The sequence below is a fragment of the Kribbella sp. NBC_01505 genome, from assembly GCF_045040285.1.
Lineage (GTDB): Bacteria > Actinomycetota > Actinomycetes > Propionibacteriales > Kribbellaceae > Kribbella.
Map to the genome: position 1 here is coordinate 9,553,126 of NZ_CP109425.1, position 22,865 is coordinate 9,575,990.

At 67.9% G+C, this 22,865-nt stretch carries 16 protein-coding genes; 6 read left to right on the top strand and 10 right to left on the bottom strand.

From position 1 onward, the window contains the following. Positions 1-40: 40 nt before the first annotated feature. Both OG474_RS44455 and OG474_RS44460 read left to right on the top strand, forming a co-directional pair. The gene (locus tag OG474_RS44455; protein WP_405059735.1) at positions 41-781 is read left to right on the top strand and encodes an SDR family NAD(P)-dependent oxidoreductase; all 741 of its coding nucleotides are present in this window, start codon (positions 41-43) and stop codon (positions 779-781) included. 83 nt (positions 782-864) lie between these two features. After that, complete coding sequence (locus tag OG474_RS44460; RefSeq protein WP_405059736.1) at positions 865-1,170, top strand: putative quinol monooxygenase; 306 nt, start codon at positions 865-867, stop codon at positions 1,168-1,170. Positions 1,171-1,437: 267 nt separating this feature from the next. Here OG474_RS44460 and OG474_RS44465 read toward each other — a convergent pair whose 3' ends face one another. Continuing rightward, complete coding sequence (locus tag OG474_RS44465; RefSeq protein ID WP_405059737.1) at positions 1,438-4,425, bottom strand: sacsin N-terminal ATP-binding-like domain-containing protein; 2,988 nt, start codon at positions 4,423-4,425, stop codon at positions 1,438-1,440. Positions 4,426-4,510: 85 nt separating this feature from the next. Beyond that, entirely contained in the window at positions 4,511-4,951 is a 441-nt protein-coding gene (locus OG474_RS44470) for a cupin domain-containing protein (RefSeq protein ID WP_405059738.1), read from the bottom strand. Between the two features lie 122 nt (positions 4,952-5,073). On the opposite strand from OG474_RS44470, the gene OG474_RS44475 reads away from it, so the two are divergent. Both OG474_RS44475 and OG474_RS44480 read left to right on the top strand, forming a co-directional pair. Further along, entirely contained in the window at positions 5,074-5,871 is a 798-nt protein-coding gene (locus tag OG474_RS44475) for an SGNH/GDSL hydrolase family protein (RefSeq protein WP_405059739.1), read from the top strand. A gap of 68 nt (positions 5,872-5,939) precedes the next feature. After that, positions 5,940-6,413: a GNAT family N-acetyltransferase gene (locus tag OG474_RS44480; RefSeq protein ID WP_405059740.1), complete on the top strand. Its 474-nt coding sequence runs from the start codon at positions 5,940-5,942 to the stop codon at positions 6,411-6,413. On the opposite strand, the gene OG474_RS44485 is transcribed toward OG474_RS44480, so the two are convergent. The 3 genes from OG474_RS44485 to OG474_RS44495 are packed head-to-tail and all read right to left on the bottom strand — an operon-like array spanning position 6,394 to position 9,695. Then, positions 6,394-8,352, bottom strand: coding sequence for a prolyl oligopeptidase family serine peptidase (locus OG474_RS44485; protein ID WP_405059741.1), 1,959 nt, complete (start codon positions 8,350-8,352; stop codon positions 6,394-6,396). The two genes, OG474_RS44480 and OG474_RS44485, sit on opposite strands and share 20 nt — an antisense overlap. Continuing rightward, positions 8,349-9,149 (bottom strand): GNAT family N-acetyltransferase, encoded by an 801-nt coding sequence (locus OG474_RS44490; RefSeq protein WP_405059742.1) that lies wholly within the window; start codon positions 9,147-9,149, stop codon positions 8,349-8,351. Before OG474_RS44490 ends, OG474_RS44485 begins: the two co-directional genes overlap by 4 nt. Before the next feature lie 60 nt (positions 9,150-9,209). After that, complete coding sequence (locus tag OG474_RS44495; protein WP_405059743.1) at positions 9,210-9,695, bottom strand: MarR family winged helix-turn-helix transcriptional regulator; 486 nt, start codon at positions 9,693-9,695, stop codon at positions 9,210-9,212. A gap of 110 nt (positions 9,696-9,805) precedes the next feature. Here OG474_RS44495 and OG474_RS44500 point away from each other — a divergent pair, with 110 nt between their 5' ends. Continuing rightward, positions 9,806-10,576: a hypothetical protein gene (locus OG474_RS44500; RefSeq protein WP_405059744.1), complete on the top strand. Its 771-nt coding sequence runs from the start codon at positions 9,806-9,808 to the stop codon at positions 10,574-10,576. Here OG474_RS44500 and OG474_RS44505 read toward each other — a convergent pair. Beyond that, positions 10,542-11,294 carry a YqjF family protein gene (locus tag OG474_RS44505; protein WP_405059745.1) on the bottom strand — a complete coding sequence of 251 codons (753 nt, stop codon included), beginning with the start codon at positions 11,292-11,294 and terminating at the stop codon, positions 10,542-10,544. The genes OG474_RS44500 and OG474_RS44505 overlap by 35 nt on opposite strands. 75 nt (positions 11,295-11,369) lie before the next feature. On the opposite strand from OG474_RS44505, the gene OG474_RS44510 reads away from it, so the two are divergent. Further along, a complete protein-coding gene (locus OG474_RS44510; protein ID WP_405059746.1) occupies positions 11,370-12,437 on the top strand; it encodes an epoxide hydrolase family protein in 1,068 nt (355 codons plus the stop codon). Between the two features lie 1,377 nt (positions 12,438-13,814). On the opposite strand, the gene OG474_RS44515 is transcribed toward OG474_RS44510, so the two are convergent. From OG474_RS44515 to OG474_RS44530, 4 genes are all read right to left on the bottom strand, one after another. Next, positions 13,815-14,816, bottom strand: a complete 1,002-nt coding sequence (locus tag OG474_RS44515) for a sugar phosphate isomerase/epimerase family protein (protein ID WP_405059747.1) — start codon at positions 14,814-14,816, stop codon at positions 13,815-13,817. Positions 14,817-15,034: 218 nt separating this feature from the next. Continuing rightward, positions 15,035-20,416, bottom strand: a complete 5,382-nt coding sequence (locus tag OG474_RS44520) for a ThuA domain-containing protein (RefSeq protein WP_405059748.1) — start codon at positions 20,414-20,416, stop codon at positions 15,035-15,037. 97 nt (positions 20,417-20,513) lie between these two features. Then, complete coding sequence (gene xylA / locus OG474_RS44525; RefSeq protein WP_405059749.1) at positions 20,514-21,674, bottom strand: xylose isomerase; 1,161 nt, start codon at positions 21,672-21,674, stop codon at positions 20,514-20,516. Then, positions 21,671-22,837 (bottom strand): Gfo/Idh/MocA family protein, encoded by a 1,167-nt coding sequence (locus tag OG474_RS44530; protein WP_405059750.1) that lies wholly within the window; start codon positions 22,835-22,837, stop codon positions 21,671-21,673. The genes xylA and OG474_RS44530 overlap by 4 nt, the downstream gene beginning before the upstream one ends. Positions 22,838-22,865 lie beyond the last annotated feature (28 nt).

The following is a 22,865-nucleotide window of genomic DNA, read 5'->3' on the forward strand; positions in this document are numbered from 1 at the left end:
ACGAACAGAAAGTAAGAATCGACCTCTGCAAGGAGTACTCATGTCACCGACCATCGCAGTCTTCGGCGCCGGCTCCGGCCTGGGCGCCGCTGTCGCCCGTCGCTTCGGGAAGGAGGGGTACGCCGTCGCACTCGTTGCCCGGCGCAAGGAACCGATCGAGGCCCTCGCCGGCGAACTGGCCCGGGAGGGTATCGAGGCCGCGGCCTTCAGCGCCGACCTGTCCGACTCGGCTCAGGTACCGGACCTGATCGCCGCGATCACCGCCCGCTTCGGTCAGATCGACGTGATCGAGTACGGCCCGGTCGGCGCAACCGTGCTGTTCGTCCCGGCCGCCGACCTCGCGGCCGACCGGCTGCGCGCGTTCACCGAGCTCTACCTGTACACCCCGATCGAGATCGTCCGCGCCGTCCTCCCGGGAATGCGGGCGGCCGGCTCCGGCGGAATCCTCCTCGGCCAGGGCGCCTCCGCCGTCCACAGTCCGCCGGGGATGAGCGGCGTCGGCCCGGTGATGGCCGCCGCTCGGCACTGGATCCACACCTTGCACGCCGAACTCACCGGAACCGGTGTCTACGCCGGAACGCTGACCGTGGCCGCCGGTATCCGCGACACCCGCGCCTACGCGAACGCGGTCGCGGCGAATCCCGGCTTCGCCGGCATCCAGACCGTCGCGGCCGCCGACCTCGCCGAGCTGTACTGGGAAATGTTCAGCAGCCGCAACGAGCCCGAGCGCATCTACCCACCGCAGGACGAGTGGTCCGGCATCCTCACCAGCAACACCTGAACGCCACGATCTGTCCTTGCTGCTGCCGACCCAGGTCGTCGTAGGCTCGGGCGACGGGGTTCGGCGGCGGTTGGAGGAGTCTGATGTACGGCGGATTGGCGCGGTTCGTGGTGAAGCCGGGGAAGCGGGAGGAGTTTCTGGAGGTGCTGCGGTGGAGTGCCCGGGTCGCGCGGGACGACGAGCCGGGCACGCTGCGGCTCGACGTGTGGGAGGTCGAGGACGAGCCCGGCGTGATCTACGGGTACGAGGCCTACACGAGCCGCGAGGCCTTCGAGCTCCACATCAAGAACCCAGCTGTGCAACGGTTCGGCGAGATCGGCGACACCCTGGTCGAGGGCTGGACCTTCGTCATCCCGTTCACAGAAACCCTCACCTCCACCGCCGACTAGCCACCCCGGCCGGCCCGGCGGCTGGAGTAGCGGCCGGAGACAAGTAACGGTTGCCAGGGATCCCGCACCACAGGTCTCCGGCCCCGAGAACCTGTCCCCGCCGCCAGCCGTCGGGGGCGCCGACACCGCAGCGTGGCCTTGAACAAGTTATGACCTGTCCACCCCCACCAGTTCCTGTTCAAACCCCCCGCTGTCGACTCCGATGCTGTCTGGGTGTCTCCGGGCATGACTGGGGGTGATGATGACTCGTTGAGTTTGGGGATGCGCTTAGTCGTAGGTGGCGTCGGTGAGGAGTTCGGAGGTTCGGTCGGGCTCGTTGAGGACGGCACGGATGATGTGGCGGCGGTCCCAGCGGGTGCCGGCCCAGGCGAGGGCTTTGGCGAGGCCGTCGAAAGTGGCGGCGTGCGGGGCGCCGTCGGCGTCGACCCACCACGAGACCTCGACGCCGTCGACGGTCAGCTCTTCGTGCTCCCACCAGAGGGACGGAACCTCGGGGACGAGTTCCCGAACGAGCTCGGGCACCTCGGCCGCCGTACCCTCGCCGTCGATCTTGCCTTCGGCAACTTCATGAGCCAGCGGTACGTCGAGCAGGTCGCTCAGCCCGTCCGCCGCGGCACCTGAGGCGACAACGAAGCCGCCGAGATCAGCACGCTGCAACCACATCGGGCTGTCGGCGACGACTGCTGCGTCGGCCTCGACCACCTCGGTCCAGCCGTCCTCCCCCAGCACCCGAACGTGCTCAGGTGCATCTCCGGGGAACAGCGGCAGCGTCCCGAGCTGACGCCAGAAACGCAAGAGATCGCTCTCCGCGATCTCCTGCTCCGGATCAGCCAGCCGCTCAAGCACCAGGCTGATCCCGTCCGCGTCGAGATCGCCGACCTCGCGCACCAGACCCACCGCCGCCCGCACCTCGGGATCGAGCTCACGAGTCCACTCCGGCGCCTCGTCCAGGAACGCGGCGAGCACCACGTCGGCTTCGGGATCGGCGCGGCCGGCGAGCGGTTCGCCGTCCTCGAGGAGAACGCGCTCTCTGATCCACCACGCGGAGTACGACGGTACGCCGAGCGGCCGGTCGTCCGGGCCGACCACGCGCACCTGGGTAACCAGCGCGCGGCGGAGGTCGGGTTCGGTTCCGAGGATGCCGAGAACGCGCGGCCACGCGTCGTCCTTGATCCAGTCGAGATCGCGGATCGCGGTCAGTTCGCCGACAGTCGCGCCGTACCTGGAACCGTCCGGCGCCACGTCGTACGCCCAGTCCTCGATCGCATCCAGATCCTTGAGGGCCTCTGGCAACCGATCTAACGCGACGTCGGCGGAGGTGATGGTGCCGAGAGTCGCCAGTACACCGACGGCTGCCAGCGCGGGCAGGCCGTAGCGTTCGAGGACGGCGGGATCGACCGGTGCGACCTCTTCGTCGTCCAGCACCGCCTCAGCGTCGGATCCGGGAATCACGAGAGCGTTTGCCGGGACCAGCTCACCATCGGCATCACGGAGAAGAAGATCAGACAGCCACCACAAGCCCTCGGCCTGCGCCGGATCCGTCGCGACCAGGCTGAGTACGGCGTGCGAGACCGCCTCCGGGTCGTCCGCCTCGGCAGAGTGCTCAACAGCAGCCCGTACGGCGCTGTCCTCCAGCAAGGAACGGGGTGAGGCCGGGATCGCGCCGAGTCGTTCGAGCGCCGGGTCAACCGCGGTCGGGTGGACAACGCGCACGCCGTACTCGCTGAACTCTGCGAGGACATCGATGGGGAGCTCCGGTCCGGGGAGCAGCAGCCCGCGGGCACCGCGGACGAGGCGGCCGTCGGCGAGCGGAACCGGCAACGTACCAAGGGATTCGCGGAGATTGGCATCCGTCACCATCGCCGCGAGAGACGCATAGAGAGCGCTCCACCACTCCGGCGACTCGTCCGCCGCGACGGTCCCGAGCTGGTCCACGACCTCGGCCAGCTCCAACCGCCGTACCCCGAGTGCATCCAGCGCCAGCCGATCCTGGCGAGCCGAACCGATCAGCCCGGCGACGATCGGAGCCAGCACCCGGTTGAACGCGTCATCGGATCCCTCGACAACCACCGCATCCAGAGGCCGCAGCAGCGCGCCGTCCTCGACCGCCCGCACGATCGGCGTCCCGGGCAGAACCGCAAGGATCGCCTCCCGCAACGCCTGATCAAGCACCCCCGCCGCAAGCCCAGTAGGTACTAGCTGGAGAGCCTCGCCGACAGTGGCGTCGGCGCGTTGGCGGAGGAGTTCGGCGTAGGCGGTCGCGGCTTCGCGGACCAAGCGATCGGTTAGCGGCCCTTTGGCTACGTGGCGGCGGGTTGGGTCGAGGGGGAACGTTGCCAGCAGCAACGTCGGGAGGGAGAGCGCTTCCTCGGTGGGCGTCGGCGCCTGGACCACGCCGGGAAGGTCGATGCTCGGGTCGCGCGGGAGTGCCCAGAGAACGGAGTAGTACGGACGAGAGCGCTCTTCCACCGGCCGGTCGGCGAGGAGCGTCTCGCGCTCGTGGTGGTCGAACGTGCCGGCGGTTCGGTAGATCCACCAGCGGGACTCGGCATCCTCGAGAACCCGGCGGCCTTCCTCGGTCTCGATCTCGATCCGCGAGAGTCCGGGCAACGCGAGCAGCAGCGGGTCACCGGCGTCCGCCAGTAGACGGCTGACGAGGGAGGCTGCCGCGTCGTCGCGCAACGGGAGGATTACCGCGGTGTCGTAGCCGGTCGGTGGCTCACCTTCGGCGTCGAAGGGCAGTCGAAGCACGGGCACCTTGCCGTCGCGGCGCCGTACCTCAGTGTCGAGTCCGCCGGAGCCGAGGGCCGCGATCGCTGCCGCCGTGTCGGCCTTGGAGAACCGCACACCGCCGGTGCGCGACAACACCGCGGGCTCATCGCTCACCGCGAGGACAGCAGCAAAGCCAACGCCGAACCGCCCGACCGAACCCGTCGCCGCATCGACCTCGTCGCGCTTGGCGGACGCGCGCAACGTTGCCAGGGACTCGACGCCTTCCGCGGACAACGGCGTACCGGTGTTGGCGACGACGAGAGTGTTGCCGCGGAACTCGAACAGCACCCGGCCAGGGACGCCCGCCCGGAGAGCGGCGTCGGCGGCGTTCTGGGCGAGCTCGATGACCAGGCGGTCGACGTACCCGCCGAGGGCGAGGTCTTCCTCGGCGTTCGCATCCTCCCGGAACCGCACCGGTGCGGCGGACCAGCCTGCCAGGACGCGTTCGCGGATCCCGGCCGTTCCGAACACATCGTCGCTCACGCGGTGCAGTATGCCGGGGCGTGGAACGACCGGTACGGCGAGGGTGCCCGCCGGGACGTGGTGATCTGCCCCGGCGAGCGCTCTCTCACTGGAACGAACAGCCCGGATTCGCCGCGTCCTCGGACAGCGGGGCGCCCTTCGGGTTGAAGTAGTAGACCAGGAGAACGATCGGCTTGCCGGTCAGGTTGCGACCGATGTGGACCTGGTGGTCGGGCTCGCGGAAGACAGAGCCCTTCTTGTAGTGACCGTCGGACTTGCAGTCGCTGCCGAAGTGGTCGAGGGTACCTTCGGCCACCCGGGCGAGCAGGTTGCCGTCGTGGAAGTGCCAGCCGGTCGACCCGCCCGGCTGAATGGTGATCTTGCGGTAGACGATGTCGGTGTCGCCCACCGTCTGCTGCCACAGGATCTCGCCGGTGACACCGGACGGCGGCGTCGCGGTCGCGGTGGCCGGTACGCCGACGAGCGTCGCCGCCGCCAGACCTGTGATCGAGAACGCGGTGAGCGCTCCCCGGGTGACTCCGCGCATGAGCGGTTCCCTTCCGAAAGAGGTGGTGGTTTCGCAGCTGGAGACCGGTCAGGCGTCTGCGTTGTGACATCGCCGTCCACACTGCGAGAACCATGGTGACAGGTCGAGGCTATGGTTGGGCGGTGATCCCACCCGGCAGCCAGTACGTCGCGCTCGGCAGTTCGTTCGCAGCGGGTCCCGGAATCCGCCCGATCGTTCACAAGAAAGCGGGGCGATCGGGCAACAACTACGCGCACCTGGTTGCCACGGAGCTCGGTCTCGAGCTCACCGACGTCACGTACTCCGGCGCGACCACCGCGCATCTGCTCGACACCCGCCAGGACGACGCGCCGCCCCAGCTCGATGCCGTCGGCCCCGATACCGCGCTCGTCACGATCACGGCGGGCGGCAACGACATCGAGTACGTCGGCACGTTCATGCGCGGGAGCGCGCTGAACACCCTCGCCAAGCCGGCCACCGTCCTCGGCCGCCGGGTCGCCAACCGGATCCGGGCCCGCGTCAGTTACCTCAAGGACGACGCTGCCTACCAGATGGCCGCGGACTCGCTGATCAAGGTCGTCGAGAACGTCCGAGAGCGCTCTCCGAACGCGCGCATCCTGCTCGTCGACTACCTCACCCTGGTCGGCCCGAGCACCCGCCCGCGACTCGACGTACCGCTGAACGAGGAGCAGTTGCCGAGCGTCGCGATGATGGCCGACGGCCTGGCTGCCGCGTTCGCCAAGGCGGCCGAGGCGAGCGGCGCGGACCTGATCGCCGCGTCCGCAGCGAGTCGCGATCATGCCATCGGTTCGGCCGAGCCTTGGACGACCGGCTTCAGCATGCGTCCGGACCGCCTGCTGCGCGGCTTCGTTCCCTATCACCCGAACGCGGCCGGTATGCGCGCCGTCGCGGACCTCGTCGTCGATCGGCTCCGCGCCTGAAGTCTGTGCTGAAAACTGTCGGAAGCCGTTGATACGTTGCCCAGGCAGCATCGGCGAGAGGACAAATCATGGCTGAGGTAGCACTACGCGACGTCGAGGACAGCGACCTGGACGCACTGTTCGAGCAGATGCGTGACCCGGAGTCGGTCCGGATGGCGGCCTTCACCCGCAAGGATCCCAACGACCGCGAGGACTTCGACGCGCATACGGCCAAGCTGAGATCGTCTCCTGAGCTCGTCTTTCTCGCCGTCACCCGCGACGGCGAGCTGGCCGGGACCGTCGGCAGCTGGGAGATGGACGGCGAGCGCGAGGTGACCTACTGGATCGATCGTGCGTTCTGGGGTCAGGGCATCGCCAGCCAGGCGCTCATGTTGCTCATCGACAGGTTGCCGGCCGGTCCGGTGCACGCGCGCGTGGCCAGTGACAACGCCGGCTCGCGGCGAGTGCTGGAGAAGGCCGGGTTCGTGGTCATCGGATCCGACGCCGGCTTCGCGAACGCCCGCGGTGCCGAGATCGAGGAGACTATTCTTCGCCGCGACTGACTCCCAGGGATCGGCGGAGGAAGTCGAGTTCGAGGTGCAGCAGGTTGGCGATGGTGTCCTCGTCGGAGATCCGGTGGCCTTCGCCGGGGAACACGATCAGCTCATGCTGCTTGCCTGCCGCGGACAACGCACCACTCAGCCGCAGGGCGTGCGAGCTCCAGACGTTCGTGTCCGCGAGGCCTTGGACGATCAGCAACGGCCGCGCCAATTCGGTTGCGTAGGGCAACAGTGATGATCGGCGGTACGCTTCCGGCTGCTCGTCGGGATGACCGAGAAAGCGCTCTTTCCAGTAGCTGTCGTACTGGCGCTGGTCCGAGACCGCCGCGCCCGCGATCCCGGCGTGGAAGACCTCGGGGCGATGGATCACGGCGGCGGCCGCGAGGAAGCCGCTGTAGCTCCATCCACGCATCGCGACCCGGTCGAGATCGAGGTCGCCGTAGCGCTCCGCGACGTACTTCAAGGCCGCGACCTGGTCCTCGACGGCCGGGTTCACCGAATCGCCATGGGTCGCGCGCTCGTACGCCGGTCCGCGGCCCGGCGTACCGCGGCCGTCGGTGCTGATCACGACGAAGCCCTGCTCGGCGAACCAGCGGGAGACGGCATAGTACGGCGCCGGATACGCCATCACGAGCTGGAAGCCGGGGCCGGCGTACGGGCTGAGCAGGACGGGCAGGTTCGGCATTCCGGGCCGGTGCCAGGAGGGGCGGAAGACGGCGGTGCGCAGCTCGTCGGGGCCGGCGCTGATCAGCTCCACGTCGAGGTCGAGGTGCGGTCGTTCCGGGCGGGACTCGATCGAACGCCCGTTGAACGTGATCCGGCGCCCGGTCATGGTGCGGCGATCCAGTGCCACGGTGCCATCGGCAACGAATCCGTCGTTGACTCCGGCCTCCTCGATGAGCTGGCGGAGCTCACCGTCGTAGAGGTACAGCTGCGTCTCGGTCGGCTCGGTCTGGGCCAGGAAGGCGATCCCGGCCGCGGTGTTGGACCGGATCTCGGCCACCTGAAGACCTGGCGGCGTCACGAACTCCGTGCCGACGAGGAGCCGGTTGGTGTCGGTGTCCACGTCGCGCTCGATCCAGACGAGTCGACCGTCGGAGGCGCGCGCCGGCGTACCGGGCCTGACGTCGACCCAGTGCTCGTCGGTGACTTCGCGGACGAGTGCGGTCTCCCCCGTCGCCGGGTCCGCCTCGAGAAGGTGGACGCGGCGTTGGTCGCGACTCTGCACCGCGAACAGCGGTTTGTCGGTCGTCCAGTTGACCTGAACCAGGTACTCGAACTCCGCGTTGTCCCACGCGACCTCAACTCGGCTGCCGTCCAGCGCGATCAGGCTGAGCGTCACCTCGGCGTTGTGCGTACCGGCCCGGGGATAGCGGATCATTCGCGGCGGCGCATCCGGACGAGTTGGATCGGCGAGGTGGCGGAGCTCGACGCGACTCTCGTCGACACGGGCCACCAGCAGCCGGTCGCCGCCCGGAGACCACCAGAAAGCGCTCTCTCGTTCCATCGACAGCGACGCGGCGAACTCGGGAACGCCCCAGGTGACGGCGTCTCCGTCGGGCGTCACGAGCGTACGGCGATTGCTGCCGTCGATCCCGACCACTTCGAGTGCCCCGGCCTGCGCGAAGGCGACCACGGTTGCGGTCGGATCGAGCCGGGCCGCATCGACGGCACCGATCGGGAGGTCGATCCGCTGACCGGTCTCCAGGTTGGTGACGGCGACGCCTTCGGCGGTCTGCAGACAGAGGTGTGCACGAGCCGTGTTGTAGGCGGCGGACGAGCCGATGCGCTGTTCGCGACCGCGGTCGGCATCCATCGCCCAGAGCGAATCTTGGCGGTTGAACAGGGCGTAGCGGCCGGTGCTGTCGATCGTGAGCCCGGTGACGGCCCCGGCGCTGAAACGCCGGGTCCGCGCGTACTGCCGGGGCAGGTCTTCAATCACCGAGGCGTGTGGACATAGGGAGTCGTGGTCGTCACGGCCAGGAAGCCCAGCCGCTGCAGGATCGGCGAGCTGTCGTCCGACGCGTCGACGTGGAGATATTTGTAGCCCTGGGCAACGGCTCGCGCGGCCCGGACGGCGACGAGCGCCTTGTAAATTCCCTTGCCACGCCACTCGGCCAGCGTCGAGCCACCCCACAGACCGGTGAACTCGGTGTCCTTCTTGTACACCGCCCACGCGGCCGACACGACCTCCCCGTCGGCCTCGGCCACGTAGATGTCGGTCAGCCCGGTCGCGTGCCGCCGTACCAGGTCGTCGGTCAGCCAGGACCAGTCGTCGTTCCACACCGTCGACTCCATCGCCGCGATCCGCTCGAACTCGGCCCGGTCGCCGACCAGGTGGATCGAGACACCCTCCACGCTCTCCCGTCCCTGAAGGCGCTCCACGATGTCCGCGCTCTCGGCGATCAGCACGGTCTCCTGATCCTCCGGCTCGAACCCAGCCGCCCGCAGCCGATCCGGCAGATCCACCGGCAGATCGTGCCCCCGCAACTTCCACTCGACCGGCTGCCCCTTGGCCGCGAAGAAGTCCCGCTGCCGACCGATCAACGCGTCGACCTCAGCACCATCGAGCCCCTCGAGAGAGCGGTAACTCACGAACCCCCGCTGCGGATACTCGACCCGGATCACCGGCCCGTCCGTACTCGTCGGCACGTCGGCACTCTCGCTCGTCCCACGCAGTTGCTCGTCGTACGCCGACAGTAGTCGCGCAACCTGGCCGGCCCTCAGATCATCAGTCACAGAACAACTCTTTCATGATTTGCGGGCACCCGTCCCGCCCCTTTTCGCCGACAACCGAAGTCAGGCTGTTTCGGGGTCGGTGGATTGGAGGAGGGTTCGGAGGAGGGCTTCCAGTTGATCCTGGTCGGGGGCGGGGAGAGCGCGTACCAGAGATTGCTCGACGGCTTGGATGTCACCGATGCCGCGTTGCCAGATGTCCAGGCCGGCTGGGGTGAGGCGGGCGAGGATCTTGCGGCGGTCGTCGCGGTCGTGGTGGCGCTCGACGTAGCCGCGGCGTTCGAGTGCGTCGACGCGGTTGGTGAGGGCGGCGGGTGACATGGCGAGGTGTTTGGCGAGCTCACCGGGAGTTGCCTGGTACGGCGGACCGTTGCGCCTCAGCAGGTGCAGCGTCTTGAACTCCCACCACTGCATCTCGTACTTCGCCAGCACGGCGTCGCGACTGCGGTCGAGGTACCGACCGAGCGACTGCAACCGCACCGCGATGCCCTCGACACGGCGGTCGAAGCCGGGGATCTCGCCTTCCCACTGGTCCACGTGCCAGTCCACGGAGTCTTCTTTCACCCGTCGAACTTTTCACCGACTGAAGCTTAGTTGTCAAATATTTCGACGTCGAAGTACCTTCAGGCATCGGTTCCGGATGGGTGAGGAGACGTCAGATGGTGCAGATCGAGGTAGCCGCGGTGGTGGGTGCGACGCGACAGCTGATGCTGGCCGGGCAATGGGGTACTGCCCGGGCATTGCTGGAGGCGGTGAACGCAGTGGATCCGGCCGAGGTTCGGGAGATGGCGCTGGCGCTGGCCGAGGTCGCGGTGGACGAGGACTTTGCCCGGCGGACGCAGCACGGGGAGCGCTCTCTCACGGCGCTCGGGCGCGCCCTCGAAGCGTTGCCTGATGCAACGACTCGCTGGGATGCCGCGCTGCTGCAGTTGCGGTCGGACTACGCGCCCGCCCTGTTCGGCGGGATGGCGGAGCGTGGAGATTCGCTGGTGGCGCAGGCGACGGTACTGCGGGATACGGCTCCCGACGACGGGCGCGCCGGGATGGCGGCGTTCTACGCCGGGGTGATCGCCGACAACCTGTTGGGCGATCCGGAGTCGGCGTTCCGGCACTACACGGAGGCGCTGAAACGGGGAGAGAGCGCTCTCGATGATCTCGTCGTTTCTCTCGCGCTGCGGCACCTCGGGGATCACGCGCATACGGCCGGCGACCTCGAGCTCGCGCGGGCACAGTGGGAGCGGTCGACGGAGTTGCGCCAGAAGATCGGGCACCTCCTGGGAGCGCTCGCTCAGCAGGCTCTGCTCGCTGTGCTGCTCAAGAGCGAGGGAGACGAGGCCGGATCGCGAGTGCTGGCAACGGAGGTGCATCGGTGGGCCGGCCAGGCCGGGATCCCGTTCATCGAGCAGCAGACCGCCGAAATGTTGGCTTGACTGGCAGACCGAACTCGGCCGGTACGCCGGGGCTGTGCAGAACGTGGTCGGGCGGACCCGCTGGTTCAGGCAGGCCGACTGATGGGAACAAGCCCGGTATGTGCAGCTTGGTAATCGTGGCCGAGTGCAGCTCCCACGCCGGATGGAAGTTCGGCAGGTACCAGGTCCGGCCGGCCCGATGAGCGTGCAGACCCCACCGAGCCGTCAGGAAGTCGGTCAGCGGATCGGCGGGGACGCGCGGACCCGTTTCGACGACGATCGTGCTGGTCGCGCCCACGCCGTACCAGCGCAGGGTCGAGTTGTAGGTGTGGGTGCTGCCGATGGCGGTGTGGCTCATCCGGGCCCAGCGGTACGGGAGCGCGAAGACGGCTCGGGCGATCGACACCACGGCGAGCCGGTTCGCGTCGAGGCTGAGGAAGATGACGCCGCGGCGGCCGGCGTCGTCGATCGAGTAGAGCCTGATGTTGGTTTCGAGGAAGGTGCCGAGGTACGGCACCGATGGACCGTGCGGGAGCCCGGTGTCGACCATGCGGAACGGCACCAGACCGACGTACGTGCGTCCTTCGAACACATCCGGGCGAGTGCCGGGCGGGAAGAAGCGCGCGACGTCGGCGGGATCGACCGCCCAGTGCAGGAAGGCCAGATCGAGCCACCGCTGCCGCAAGATCCGCGGTCGCCGCAGCTCCGGCGCAACCGGCCAGCCGACACCATCACTCATGACGCTGAACTCATGGCGCTGAGCGTAGCCGGTAGCGGACAACAGCTGGCCGCTACCGCACCTAGGGTCGAGAACATGACAGAGAGCGCGTTCCGGGTCGAGATCCCGCAGGCCGAACTGGACGAATTGCAGCGCAGGCTGGAGACAACCCGCTGGCCGAACCAGCTGCGCGGCGTCGAGTGGTCGTACGGCGTCGAGCTTGGCCGGTTGCGCGAGCTGGCTGAGTACTGGCGGACGTCGTACGACTGGCGAGGGTTCGAGGACCGGCTCAACGCCGTACCGCAGCACCTGACCGAGATCGACGGACAGCGCGTGCACTTCCTGCACCTCCCCAACCCTGGGAAGCCAGTGCTGCTTCTGCTGCACGGTTGGCCGGGCTCCGGCGCCGACTACCTGAGCGTGATCGACCTGCTCGCCGCCGACTTCGCCATCGTGGCGCCGACCATGCCCGGCTTCGGGCTCTCCGGTCCGACGACGGCCGCCGGCTGGGGCGCCGAACGGATCGCGCAGGCTTGGATCACCTTGATGGAGAGGCTCGGCTACGACCGGTACGGCGTACACGGCTACGACTGGGGTGCGCGGATCGCCCCGGTCATCGCACGCGCGGTGCCGGAGCGGGTGCTCGGACTGCACCTCGACGGCTACCTCGCGTTCCCGCAGGACGAAGAGCTGACCGAGGCCGAGCAGGAACGGTTGAGTGGACTCGAGCGCTGGCAGGAGGAGCGATCCGGGTACGCCGCGATCCAGGGCAGCCGGCCACAGACCCTGGCGTATGCCCTCGACGACTCCCCCGTCGGGCAGCTCGCCTGGTTCCTCGAGTGGTACGACGACTACGGTCACCGGGTAGGTGCCATTAGCAACGACCTGATCCTGGACGCGGTCAGCCTGAGCTGGTTCACCGGTACGGCGGGATCGGCCGGCCGGATCTACCGCGAGGCCCGCGACACCTGGGGCGCCGAGGTCGCGTACTGCCCGGTGCCGACCGGCCTGGCGATCTTCCCCGGCGACAGCACCGTCCGCCGCCTCGCCGAACGCGAGTTCAACGTCGTCCACTGCACCGAGTTCGACCAAGGCGGCCACTTCACCGCCCTAGAAGTCCCCCACCTGGTCGCCCAAGACCTAAAAACCTTCTTCAAACACTAGCCACTAGCCGGCGGTATCGCTCCCCAAACCGGTTCGGGGAGCGATACCGCAACGGGTGCTCGGTCGCGGTGGCTGAGGGCTTTGCCTGGGCAGGAACCCCTCCTCCGCGAAGGTGCTCGTCCCGTCCGGCCGCTCGGATTCGGCCGGTGGCGTCCGCGGGGGCTGGTGGTCGCTGCGGCCGGTTTTACGGAGACGGGTGGCTGGGGTGGTCTTCGGCTGAGGGAGATGGTGCGGTCGGTGACCACGGTTGCGGTTGCTTGAGGTTCTGGGCTGTGGTTGCTCCCGATGATCAGGAGGTCTGTCAGGTGACTCGCCGCCGTGGTTGACCACTGGGGTTCGGGTCGGCCGCTTGGCGTGCGGAATTTCGCTGGATATCCGTTCAGATTGACCGTTCTCTGCTCAAATATTGAGGGGAGAACCAGCAACTTGCGGGGAGATCCCCTCGTTTTGCACCGTAACCGAAGCCCGGAAGCTCAGGCGGCGGGGACGCGGTCACCGGCCTCGCCATCCCCCTCAGCCACAGACCACCCCCGCCACACCGCTTCTGTAAAGCCGGCCGCAGCGACGACCAGCCACCGCGTACGCCGTCGGCCGGATCCGAGCGGCCGGACGGGACGAGCGCCTTCGGGGAGGAGGGGTTCCTGCCCAGGCAAAGCCCTCAGCCACCGCGACCGAGCACCTGTTGCGACCTCGCTCCCGAAGCCGGTTCGGGAAGAAGCAGCCGCCAAATCGCAACAGGCACTCCGTGACACCAGGACTCCGTAGATCTCCCGCCCGGTCCTCCGAACGCACCTTTGTGGGGATCTGCTGCCGCTGGGCGACAGTAGATCCCCGCAAACCTGCATCTGCGGAGGTGCTCGCCGCCTTTGTGGAATGTGGCGGTCGCTGGGCGCCCATTCGGTTCCACAAAGGCGCGATTCGCCCGCCTTCGGCGGCCACTGAAGCGGCCAGTACGGCGAGTCTGTGGCTGAGGGGGATGGCGAGGCCGGTTGCCGGGGCTCTTCGTTGGCTACGGCTGACGGGCCGTGGCTGAGCTGCCTGAGGGGCCGCGCTGACAGGGACCGTCGTGGTGGGTGGGCGTTGCAGGCGAGTAGTTAGCCACCGCGACGGGTCACCTAACAGGCGCCCTCACCACCGGCCGCAACCACAACCCGTCAGCCCCAGACAAGGTGAACGCGATCGCCGACGGCAGCATCCACCTCAACCAAAGACCACCCCACCACCCCTCCTCCGTCAGCCGGCCGCAGCGGCGAACAACCACGACCGCACCTCACCGGCCGCATCCCAGCGCACCCCAGCCACCCCGCAGTACAACGTCCGAAGACACGCCGACCACGTACTGCGGGGCTTCGGACGTTAGGGCGGTGGCTGGGGAGGTCAGGAGGAGAAGGCGGCGTCGAAGGAGGCGGTGGGTGGGTCGAAGGCCAGGGACTTGACGAAGTGGAGGGCCTCGGGGGCGCCTACCAGGCGGTCCATGCCGGCGTCTTCCCATTCGACGGAGATCGGGCCGGTGTAGCCGATCGTGTTGAGCATTCGGAAGCAGGCTTCCCAGGGGACGTCGCCGTGGCCGGTGGACACGAAGTCCCAACCTCGGCGGGGGTCGCCCCAGGCCAGGTGGGAACCCATTCGGCCGTTGCGGCCGTTGCCTACCTGGCGCTTCGCGTCCTTGCAGTCGACGTGGTAGATGCGGTCCTTGAAGTCCCAGAGGAAGCCGGCCGGGTCGAGGTCCTGCCAGACGAAGTGGGACGGGTCCCAGTTCAGGCCGAAGGCCTCGCGGTGACCGATGGCTTCCAGCGTCGCGGTGGTCGACCAGTAGTCGTAGGCAATCTCCGACGGGTGCACCTCGTGCGCGAAGCGGACACCTTCGGCGTCGAAGACGTCCAGGATCGGGTTCCAGCGATCGGCGAAGTCGCGGTAGCCGGCCTCGATCATCGACGCCGGAACGGGCGGGAACATCGCGACGGTCTTCCAGATCGAGGACCCGGTGAAGCCGACCACGACGTCGACCCCGAGCGCGCGAGCGGCGCGGGCAGTGGTCTCCATCTCCGTTGCGGCGCGCTGCCGAACCCCCTCGGGAGAACCGTCTCCCCAGATGTGCGCCGGCAGGATCGCCTGGTGCCGTTCGTCGATCGGGTCGTCGCAGATCGCCTGGCCGAGCAGGTGGTTGGAGATCGTCCAGACCTTGAGGTTGTACTTCTCCAGGATGTCCAGGCGGCCGCGCACGTACGCCGGATCCTCGGCAGCACGCCGTACGTCGAGGTGGTCGCCCCAGCACGCGATCTCGAGGCCGTCGTACCCCCACGACGATGCCAGCCTGGCGACTTCTTCGAACGGCAGGTCGGCCCACTGGCCGGTGAACAGGGTGATCGGTCGTGCCATCACAAACTCCTCAACTCACAAGAAGAACAGGGGTGGTGTCCCCGGCGGCACCGGAGCGCAGGGTACCGCCGGGGACGGGGACCGGCAGGGTCCCCCGCCGTCCGCCGGAGAGCGCTCTACCCGTTCCCGGGTGGGGCCGAACCACCCGGGCTCGGAGCGCTCTCCGACGGCGACGTTCATGAGGTCCCGCCCAACTCGGAACAGCTGGGCAGGGACAGTTAGCGGATCTTGCTCCTCAGGTCCTGACCGACGGCGGTCAGGAGCGTGCGGGCCGGCACGTCCTTCACCGTCTTGGCCTGGTTGAGGAACAGATCCATGGCGATCCGGGCGACCAGCGGCTGCTTCCGGGCGACGGCACGTTCCGCCAGCCCGAGCTGCACCTTCATCACCGTGGACGACGCCAGTGGGATCTTTCCAGCGACGCGGAAGCGCTCTACGAGCTTGACCGCTTCCGGGTACGACGCGGTGACGGTGAACGGCACTGCCGTCACCGACTTGTTGCCTGCAGCATCAAGTGCCGTGGCGGTGAGCTTATGCGCACCAAGCCCGAGTACGGCGCCGTCGAGCTTCCCGCCTGCCGGCGCTGGCTTCCCGTCGATCGCCAACGTCACTCCGGCCGGACCGGAACCCGCATCCGCAGCCTTGGCACTGACCGTCGCCGTCGAGGCGACCCCCAGTGACCCACCGGATGCGATACCGCTAACAGTCGCGGTCGGCGCCGTCCGGTCGATCTTCACCGTCACCGATTGAGGCTCGGACACATTGCCGGCGGTATCGGACGCCCGCACCTGCAAGGTGTGGGTGCCGTCGGCGGTGAACTTCACCGGTACCGTGTACTCGGACCAGTTGCCGTCACCGATCTTCTGCTCCAGGTACGTCTGACCACCTTGGTCGTCCGTCCCGAGAGCGGTTGCCGTGACCTCGTCGGTCCACCAACCGGCTTGTCCTGAAGGCGTCGACGGGTTCAGCGAGAGCGCCACCGTCGGCGCCGTCGTGTCCCGCACGAGCTTGAAGTACTCGAACTTGGCCGTCTTCGAAGCCGCCTGGTCCACCCCGAACGCGTAGACGCCGAACTTCGCCCCAGCCGACAGAGCCGAGTTCGAAACCGAGGTCAACGCCGTCCAGGTCAGCCCGTCCGAGCTGTAGGACCCAGTGAAGCTGGAACCCTTCTTGGCCAACCGGAACCACCAAACGCCTTGCGCGGCTCCGGCGCCCGGCTGCGGTTCCTGCAGTACGTCGCCCACCTCGCTCCGCAATTCCAGACCCCGCGCGACCGTCGAACCAGGTGGGTTCGTGGTCAGGTAGTCCAGCTTCACGTAGTTGGCATCGTCCTTGTAAACCATCAGCCCGGCCTGCTGGAACGCCTCGTTGAAGGACGACGCATCGACCTTCGTCTCGACCGTCCAGTCGCCGTCCGGCGCCGCCTGCAACATCAGGTTCCGCGGGTTCGTCGCCGTACCTTGGTAGATGTCGCCCTTGCTCGTGTCGATCTCGAGCCCGCCACCGGTCACCCGGTACGCCGCGGGATCCGGCCGCACGATCGAAGACCAGCGGCACGCGTCGAGCGTCGTACCGGCGAACTCGTCGTCCGGTGCCGGCTGCTCGGCGGTGTCGTCCGGCGTCAACTGGAAGTAGTCGAACGACGCGGTGATCGGCAGGGCCTCCGGCCGGTTGGCCAGCCCGAAGACACCGATCCGCGGATTCGAGATCCCGGCCAGAGCCTTGGTCTCGGACATCTCGGTGAACGTCGCGCCATCAGCGGAGTACGCCGCCTTCAGGTTCGACCCGTCGGAGGTGAACCGCACCCAGACGGTGTCCGGGTACGTCGCACCCAGGTTGGCCGTGTTCGATCCGGAGACCTCGTTCGGTACGCCGTTCTCCTCGCGGATGAACTGGAAGATCCGGTCGGCCGCCGACGGGTCGCCGGTGGATCGGCCCTGGATCACCATCTTGGCGTAGTTGTCGTCGTCGCCGTACAGCAGCAACCCTGCCTGCTGATAGGCCAGCCGGGCCGGCATCGTCAGCTTCGTGGTCGCCTGCCAACCACCGGCCGGCAGCGGCTGCAGCACGAGGTTCGGAGTCCCCGTGTTGCCGGTGCCGTAGATGTCGGTCGCGGTCAGTGGCAGCTTGAGGTTGCCGTCAGCAACCGACAGCTCCTGGTTGCCCCGGACAACAGCCGACCACCGGCTGGTGCTCAGAGCAGTCCCGTCGAACCCGTCGGACCGTCCGGTCAGGCAGGTCGGCAGCGACGGCGTATCCACCGTCACCACGATCTTCGCCGTACCGGCTGCACCGCGCGAGTCCGTCACCGTCGCGACCGCGGTGTGGGTCCCAGCAGTGGTGTAGGTGTGACTGACCGACGCTCCGGTCGCGGTCCCACCGTCGCCGAAGCTCCACGTGTACGACAGCGGCAGATCCCCTTCAGGATCGGTCGCGGCCGCGGTGAAGTCGACCTTCAGCGGAGCCTTGCCCTGCGTGGCCGAAGCCTCGGCCGTGACGGACGGACGCTCGTTCTCCGTGACGCCCTTGCCGATGAACTTCACCCAGTTGACGTTGAGCTGCCCAGTCGTCTTCACGAAGTACAACGGGCCACTCGCCAGCGACGCACCACTGACCGGCGCGGTGAAGTTGCCGTACGTCTGCCAGCCACCGGTCGGCGTCACCTGAATGGTGGCGATCACCGGACCATCGGTCGGAGAACCCTGCCGGACCTGAACAGTCGCACCCAGATCAGGAGAGGCCGCTCGCAACTGGAGCTGACCGATGTTGGTCAGGTTGGTGGGCTTCCAGCCCCACCAGTCGCCGTCCTCGATGAAGCCGATGTTCTTCCCGCCACCGGCAGTGTCACCGGTGTCCTCGACCTGTACGCCGGGAGTCGTGCCCGGGCCGCCGGTCTCGTTGAAGAACTCGGCCTCCCGGGTCTTCGGCTGCAACTGGACGATCTTCTGCGTGGTGATCCGGCCGGATCCCGGCGCGCCCTTGTCGGTGTAGGTCACCTTGACGATGCCGAAGATGTTCGCCCCGACATGGCCCTGGTCACCAGGCAACGGGAACGTGCCCTCACAGCCGTGGTACTGCTCGTAGTCGTGCGCGTGCTCGTCATGACCGAGAGCAGGCTGCGTGATGACGTCGTTGCAGTCGATCGTCCCGTCCTCGGGATCGGTGACCGTCACCTTGTAGCGGATCGTGTCACCGAACTCGAAGAACCCGCCGTCGACCGGCGCCTCGATCGCGATCGTCGGTGCGGTGTTGCCGGCCGTGATCGTCTTGTTCGAGACCGCCGTCCGGCCGTCCGTGTCGGTCACCGTCAAGCGCGCGGTGAACACACCTGGGGTGGTGTAGGTGTACGACGGCTTGGTCTCGGTGCTGTCGGTCGTCCCATCGCCGTTGAAGTCCCAGGCCAGTGTGATCGGCTGCCCGTCCGGATCTCGTGATCCGGTCGAGTCGAAGGCGACCGCCAGCGGCGTCGGCCCGGACGTCTTGTCCGTCGCGAACTGGGCGATCGGAGCCCGGTTCCCTTGCACATAGTCGATCCGGTAGATGCCGGAGTCGGCGTTGTTCCCGCCGAACCCACTCCCCCACTCGATCACGTAGAGAGCGCCGTCCGGCCCGAACTGGAGCGCGTGCGGCCGGATGAAGTTCAGCTTGTCCAGCATTCGCGAGACGTCGGAGACGCCGCTGCGGTCGTCCTTCAGCTGGACCGAGAACAGCCGGCTGTCGTTCCAGTCGGCGAACACGGCCTTGCCGTCGAAGTACGCCGGCCACTTGCGATCCGACGTACTGGCGGCGTCGAACTGGTAGGCGCCGCTCGTCATCGGCGCGCCACTGCCACCGATCTCCGGTACGCCGGTGGTCGTCTTGCCCATCCACAGCGAGGCCGGGGTTGCCGCCGGCAACTGGTTGATGCCGGTGTTGTTGGGCGAGTCGTTCACCGGGGCGTTGCAGTTGAAGGTCGCGCCCGCCGTACCGGTCGCGAAGTCGAAGTCGTTGTACGGCGTGTTCGCGCCGACGCAGTAGGGCCAGCCGTAGAAGCCCGGCTTGTCGATGATGTCCCACTCGACCCGGCCGTCCGGACCGCGCGTCGGCGAGACCTGGCCGGCGTCGGGGCCGTAGTCGGCGACGAAGAGGTGATTGGTGGTCGGGTCGATGCCGATCCGGAAGGGGTTCCGGAAGCCCATCGCGTAGATCTCCGGACGCGTCTTCGCAGTACCGGGAGCGAACATGTTGCCGGCCGGGATCGTGTACGTGCCGTCCGCCTCGGGGTGGACCCGCAGGATCTTGCCGTTCAGCGCGTTGCTGTTCGCGGCGCTGCCCTGGGAGTCCCAGGCCCCGCGGCCGGCCCGCTCGTCGATCGGCGAGTAGCCATCGGAGTCGAACGGGTTCCGGTTGTCGCCGGTGGCAACGAAGAGGTTGCCGTTGCCATCGAACTCCAGCGCACCACCAGCGTGACAACACTGATCGCGCTGGGTGTCGATCTGCAGAACCTTCTTCTCGCTGGCCAGGTCAAGAGTGTCACCAGTCACCTTGAACCGCGACACCTGGTCGTGTGGATCGGCCGCGGCCGGCGAGTAGTACAGATATACGTAGCCGTTGGTGTCGAAGGCCGGGTCGAGTGCGATCCCGAGCAGTCCGAACTCCTGGCCGGTGTAGACGTCCAGCGTCCCGGCGGTCACCACAGTGCCGTCGGTCTTGACGATCTTCACGGCGCCGTTGCGGTCGATGTAGAAGACCCGGCCGTCCTTCGCGATGGTCAGTTCCATCGGGTTCGACGTGTTGTCGTCGAGGGTGACCTTCTCGTAGCTGCCGCTCAGCGACGCGCCGCAGTCCGCGGGCTGCACGCCGGCGGCGGTCTTGATGCCACCGAGCAGCACCTTCTGGAACGTCGGGTCGGCGTACGACTCGATCGTGTGTCCCATCCCCGTGTACCAAGCGCGACCGCCGTCGTAGTCCTGGCACCACGTGATCGGGTGCTCGACGCCCATGTTGCCGCCGGTGTACGTCGATTCGTCCAGCGACTCCAGGACGTGCACTGTCCCGCGCGGGTTGGTCTTGTAGTTGTACCACTCGTCCGTGCGCTGCCAGGTGGTCGGCGCCTCGGCGGTGGACGGGTGCGCGTGGTCCTCGGTCTTCACGGTCGCGGTCGGCGTACCGGCCGGGTGGCTGTCGAAGTAGCTGCCGACGAGCTTGCCGTACCAGGGCCAGTCGTACTCGGTGTCCGAGGCCGCGTGGACACCGGCGTACCCGCCGCCGCCCTTGATGTAGCGCTCGAAGGAGGCCTGCTGGTCCGCGTTCAGGACGTCGCCGGTCGTCGACATCCAGATCACGACCTCGTACTTGGCCAGCTCGGTGTCGTTGAACATCGAGGCGTCCTCGGTCGCGGTGACCGTGAAGTTGTTGCCGGCGGCCAGGTCCTTGACGGCCTGGATACCGGCCGGGATCGAGTCGTGCCGGAAGCCGGCGGTCTTGCTGAAGATCAGGGCGTTGAAGGTCTCGTCGCCGTGCCCGGGATGTGCCCGGGCAGGTAACGGGGCCAGCAACGCCGCGACCAGGGCGAGCACGAGGGCACACACATACGTGCCGTGCCTGCGTAGCTGGATCATGGCGGAGCTCCTCATGGGTCGGATAAGGTGCGCGCTCCTGCTGACTTCCCGTGCTCTGCCCGGCGCGGGACGTGGTAGTGCCTTTACTGCAAGGGGATCAGCGAACGCCGAGCAGATGCTCCATCGCCAGCTGGTCCAGCCTTTCGAACCCGAGACCGCGTTCTGCCAACGCGTCCCGGTCGTACGTCTGAGCACGGAGATCGGCCAGTGACTCACCCTCGGCCAGGGTGGGTTCGGACAACTCCGCGACACGGGCTGCTGCCAGTGCCTCGGCCACCTCCGGGTCGGCCCGGAAGGCGGCCACCTTGTCCCGCAGGATCAGGTAGTTCCGCATGCAGCCGCGGGCGGTCTCCCAGACACCGTCCTCGTCCTCGGTGCGCGGCGGCTTGTAGTCGAAGTGCACGTACCCGTCGTAGCCGGGCCGCCCTTCGGAACCGTTCAGTACGTCGACGGTCCAGAACGCCTCGCGCAGATTCCCGGCCCCGAACCGCAGGTCCTGGTCGAACCGCGGACCGTGCTGCCCGTTGAGGTCGATGTGGTACAGCTTCCCGTGCCACAACGCCTGGGCGATCCCGTGCGCGTAGTTCAGGCCGGCCATCTGCTCGTGCCCGACCTCGGGGTTGATCCCGACCAGCTCCGGGTCCGCGAGATCGTTGATGAAGGCAATGGCATGGCCGATCGACGGCAGCAGGATGTCACCGCGCGGCTCGTTCGGCTTCGGCTCGATCGCGAACCTGATGTTGTAGCCCTGCTCGCGCACGTACGCGCACAGGATGTCCATCGACTCCTTGTAGCGGTCCAGCGCCGCCCGGACATCCTTCGAACCGCCGGACTCCGCGCCTTCGCGACCGCCCCACAGCACGTACGTCGACGCGCCGAGCTCGGCGGCCAGGTCGAGGTTGCGCAGCACCTTCGCGAGCGCGTACCGCCGTACCTGACGGTCGTTGGCGGTCAGGCCGCCGTCCTTGAAGACCGGGTGACTGAACAGGTTCGTGGTCGCCATCTCGACCACGATGCCGGTGTCGGCCAGCGCCTTGGTGAAACGCTCCAGCGTCTGGGTCCGGGTGCTGTTGTCCGGCACCAGGTCGTCGTCGTGGAACGAGATGGCGGCGGCGCCGAGCTCGGCGAGCTTCTCCACCGCGTGGACCGGGTCCATCGCGGGGCGGACCGCCGTACCGAAGACGTCGACGCCTTCCCAGCCGACGGTCCACAGCCCGAACGAGAACTTGTCGTCCCTGCTGGGTGTATATGCGTTCATGAGGGGATCTCCTGCCATTGTCGAGACGTCGAGCTGGTCTCGATCGCGGCCAGCACCCGCTGGACCCGCAGCCCGTCCGCGAACGACGGCGCCGGGTCGGTGCCTTCGGCAATCGCGGTGACCAGGTCGACGACTTGGTGAGTGAATCCGTGTTCGTAGCCGAGCAGGTGACCGGGCGGCCACCACGCCTCGACGTACGGGTGGACGGCCTCGGTTGCGAGGATGCGACGGAAGCCGGCCGTCCGGGAGTCTTCGGTTGCGTCGTAGTAGTGCAGGACGTTCATGTCCTCGAAGTCGAACGCCAGACTGCCCGCGCTGCCGTTGATCTCGATCCGGATCGCGTTCTTGCGGCCGGTCGCGAACCTGGTCGCCTCGAAGACGCCGAGGGCGCCGGACGCGAACTTGGCCAGGAACACGGCCGCGTCGTCGACCGTGACCGGCCCGCGCTCCGACCCCGCCGTACCGGACAGGCCGGTGTGTTCCGAGGAGGCGATCGGGCGTTCCTTGACGAAGGTCTCGAGCTGACCGCTCACCTCGGCGATGGTGTCGCCGGTAATGTACTGCGTCAGGTCGATGATGTGCGCGCCGATGTCGCCGAGCGCACCCGAGCCGGCCTTCTCCTTGTCGAGGCGCCACGACAGCGGCGCCTCGGGGTCGGCGATCCAGTCCTGCAGGTACTGCGCCCGCACGTGCCGGATGGTGCCGAGCTTGCCCTCGGCAACCAGCTGCCGGGCCAGCCCGATCGCGGGGACCCGGCGATAGGTGAACCCGACCATCGAGCGGACGCCCTGCGCAGCGGCTTCCGCAGCCGCGGCAGCCATCGCCTCAGCCTCGGCCACCGTGTTCGCCAGCGGCTTCTCGCACAGCACATGCTTGCCCGCTTGCAGGGCCGCGATCGCGATCTCGGCGTGGCTGTCCCCCGGCGTACAGACATCAATGACCTGTACGTCGTCGCGGGTGAGCAGCTTGCGCCAGTCGGTCTCGGTCTCCCGCCAGCCGAGCTTGCCCGCCGCCGCCTGTACGGCGTCCGCGTTGCGGCCGCACAGGACGTTCATCGCCGGGTTGACCGGCAGGTCGAAGAACCGCGGAGCGCTCCGCCAGGCCTGCGAGTGGGCCGCGCCCATGAACGCATAGCCGATCAGGCCGATGCCGAGGTCGGTCATTCAGAACTCCTCTGTCAGCTCTCGCTGT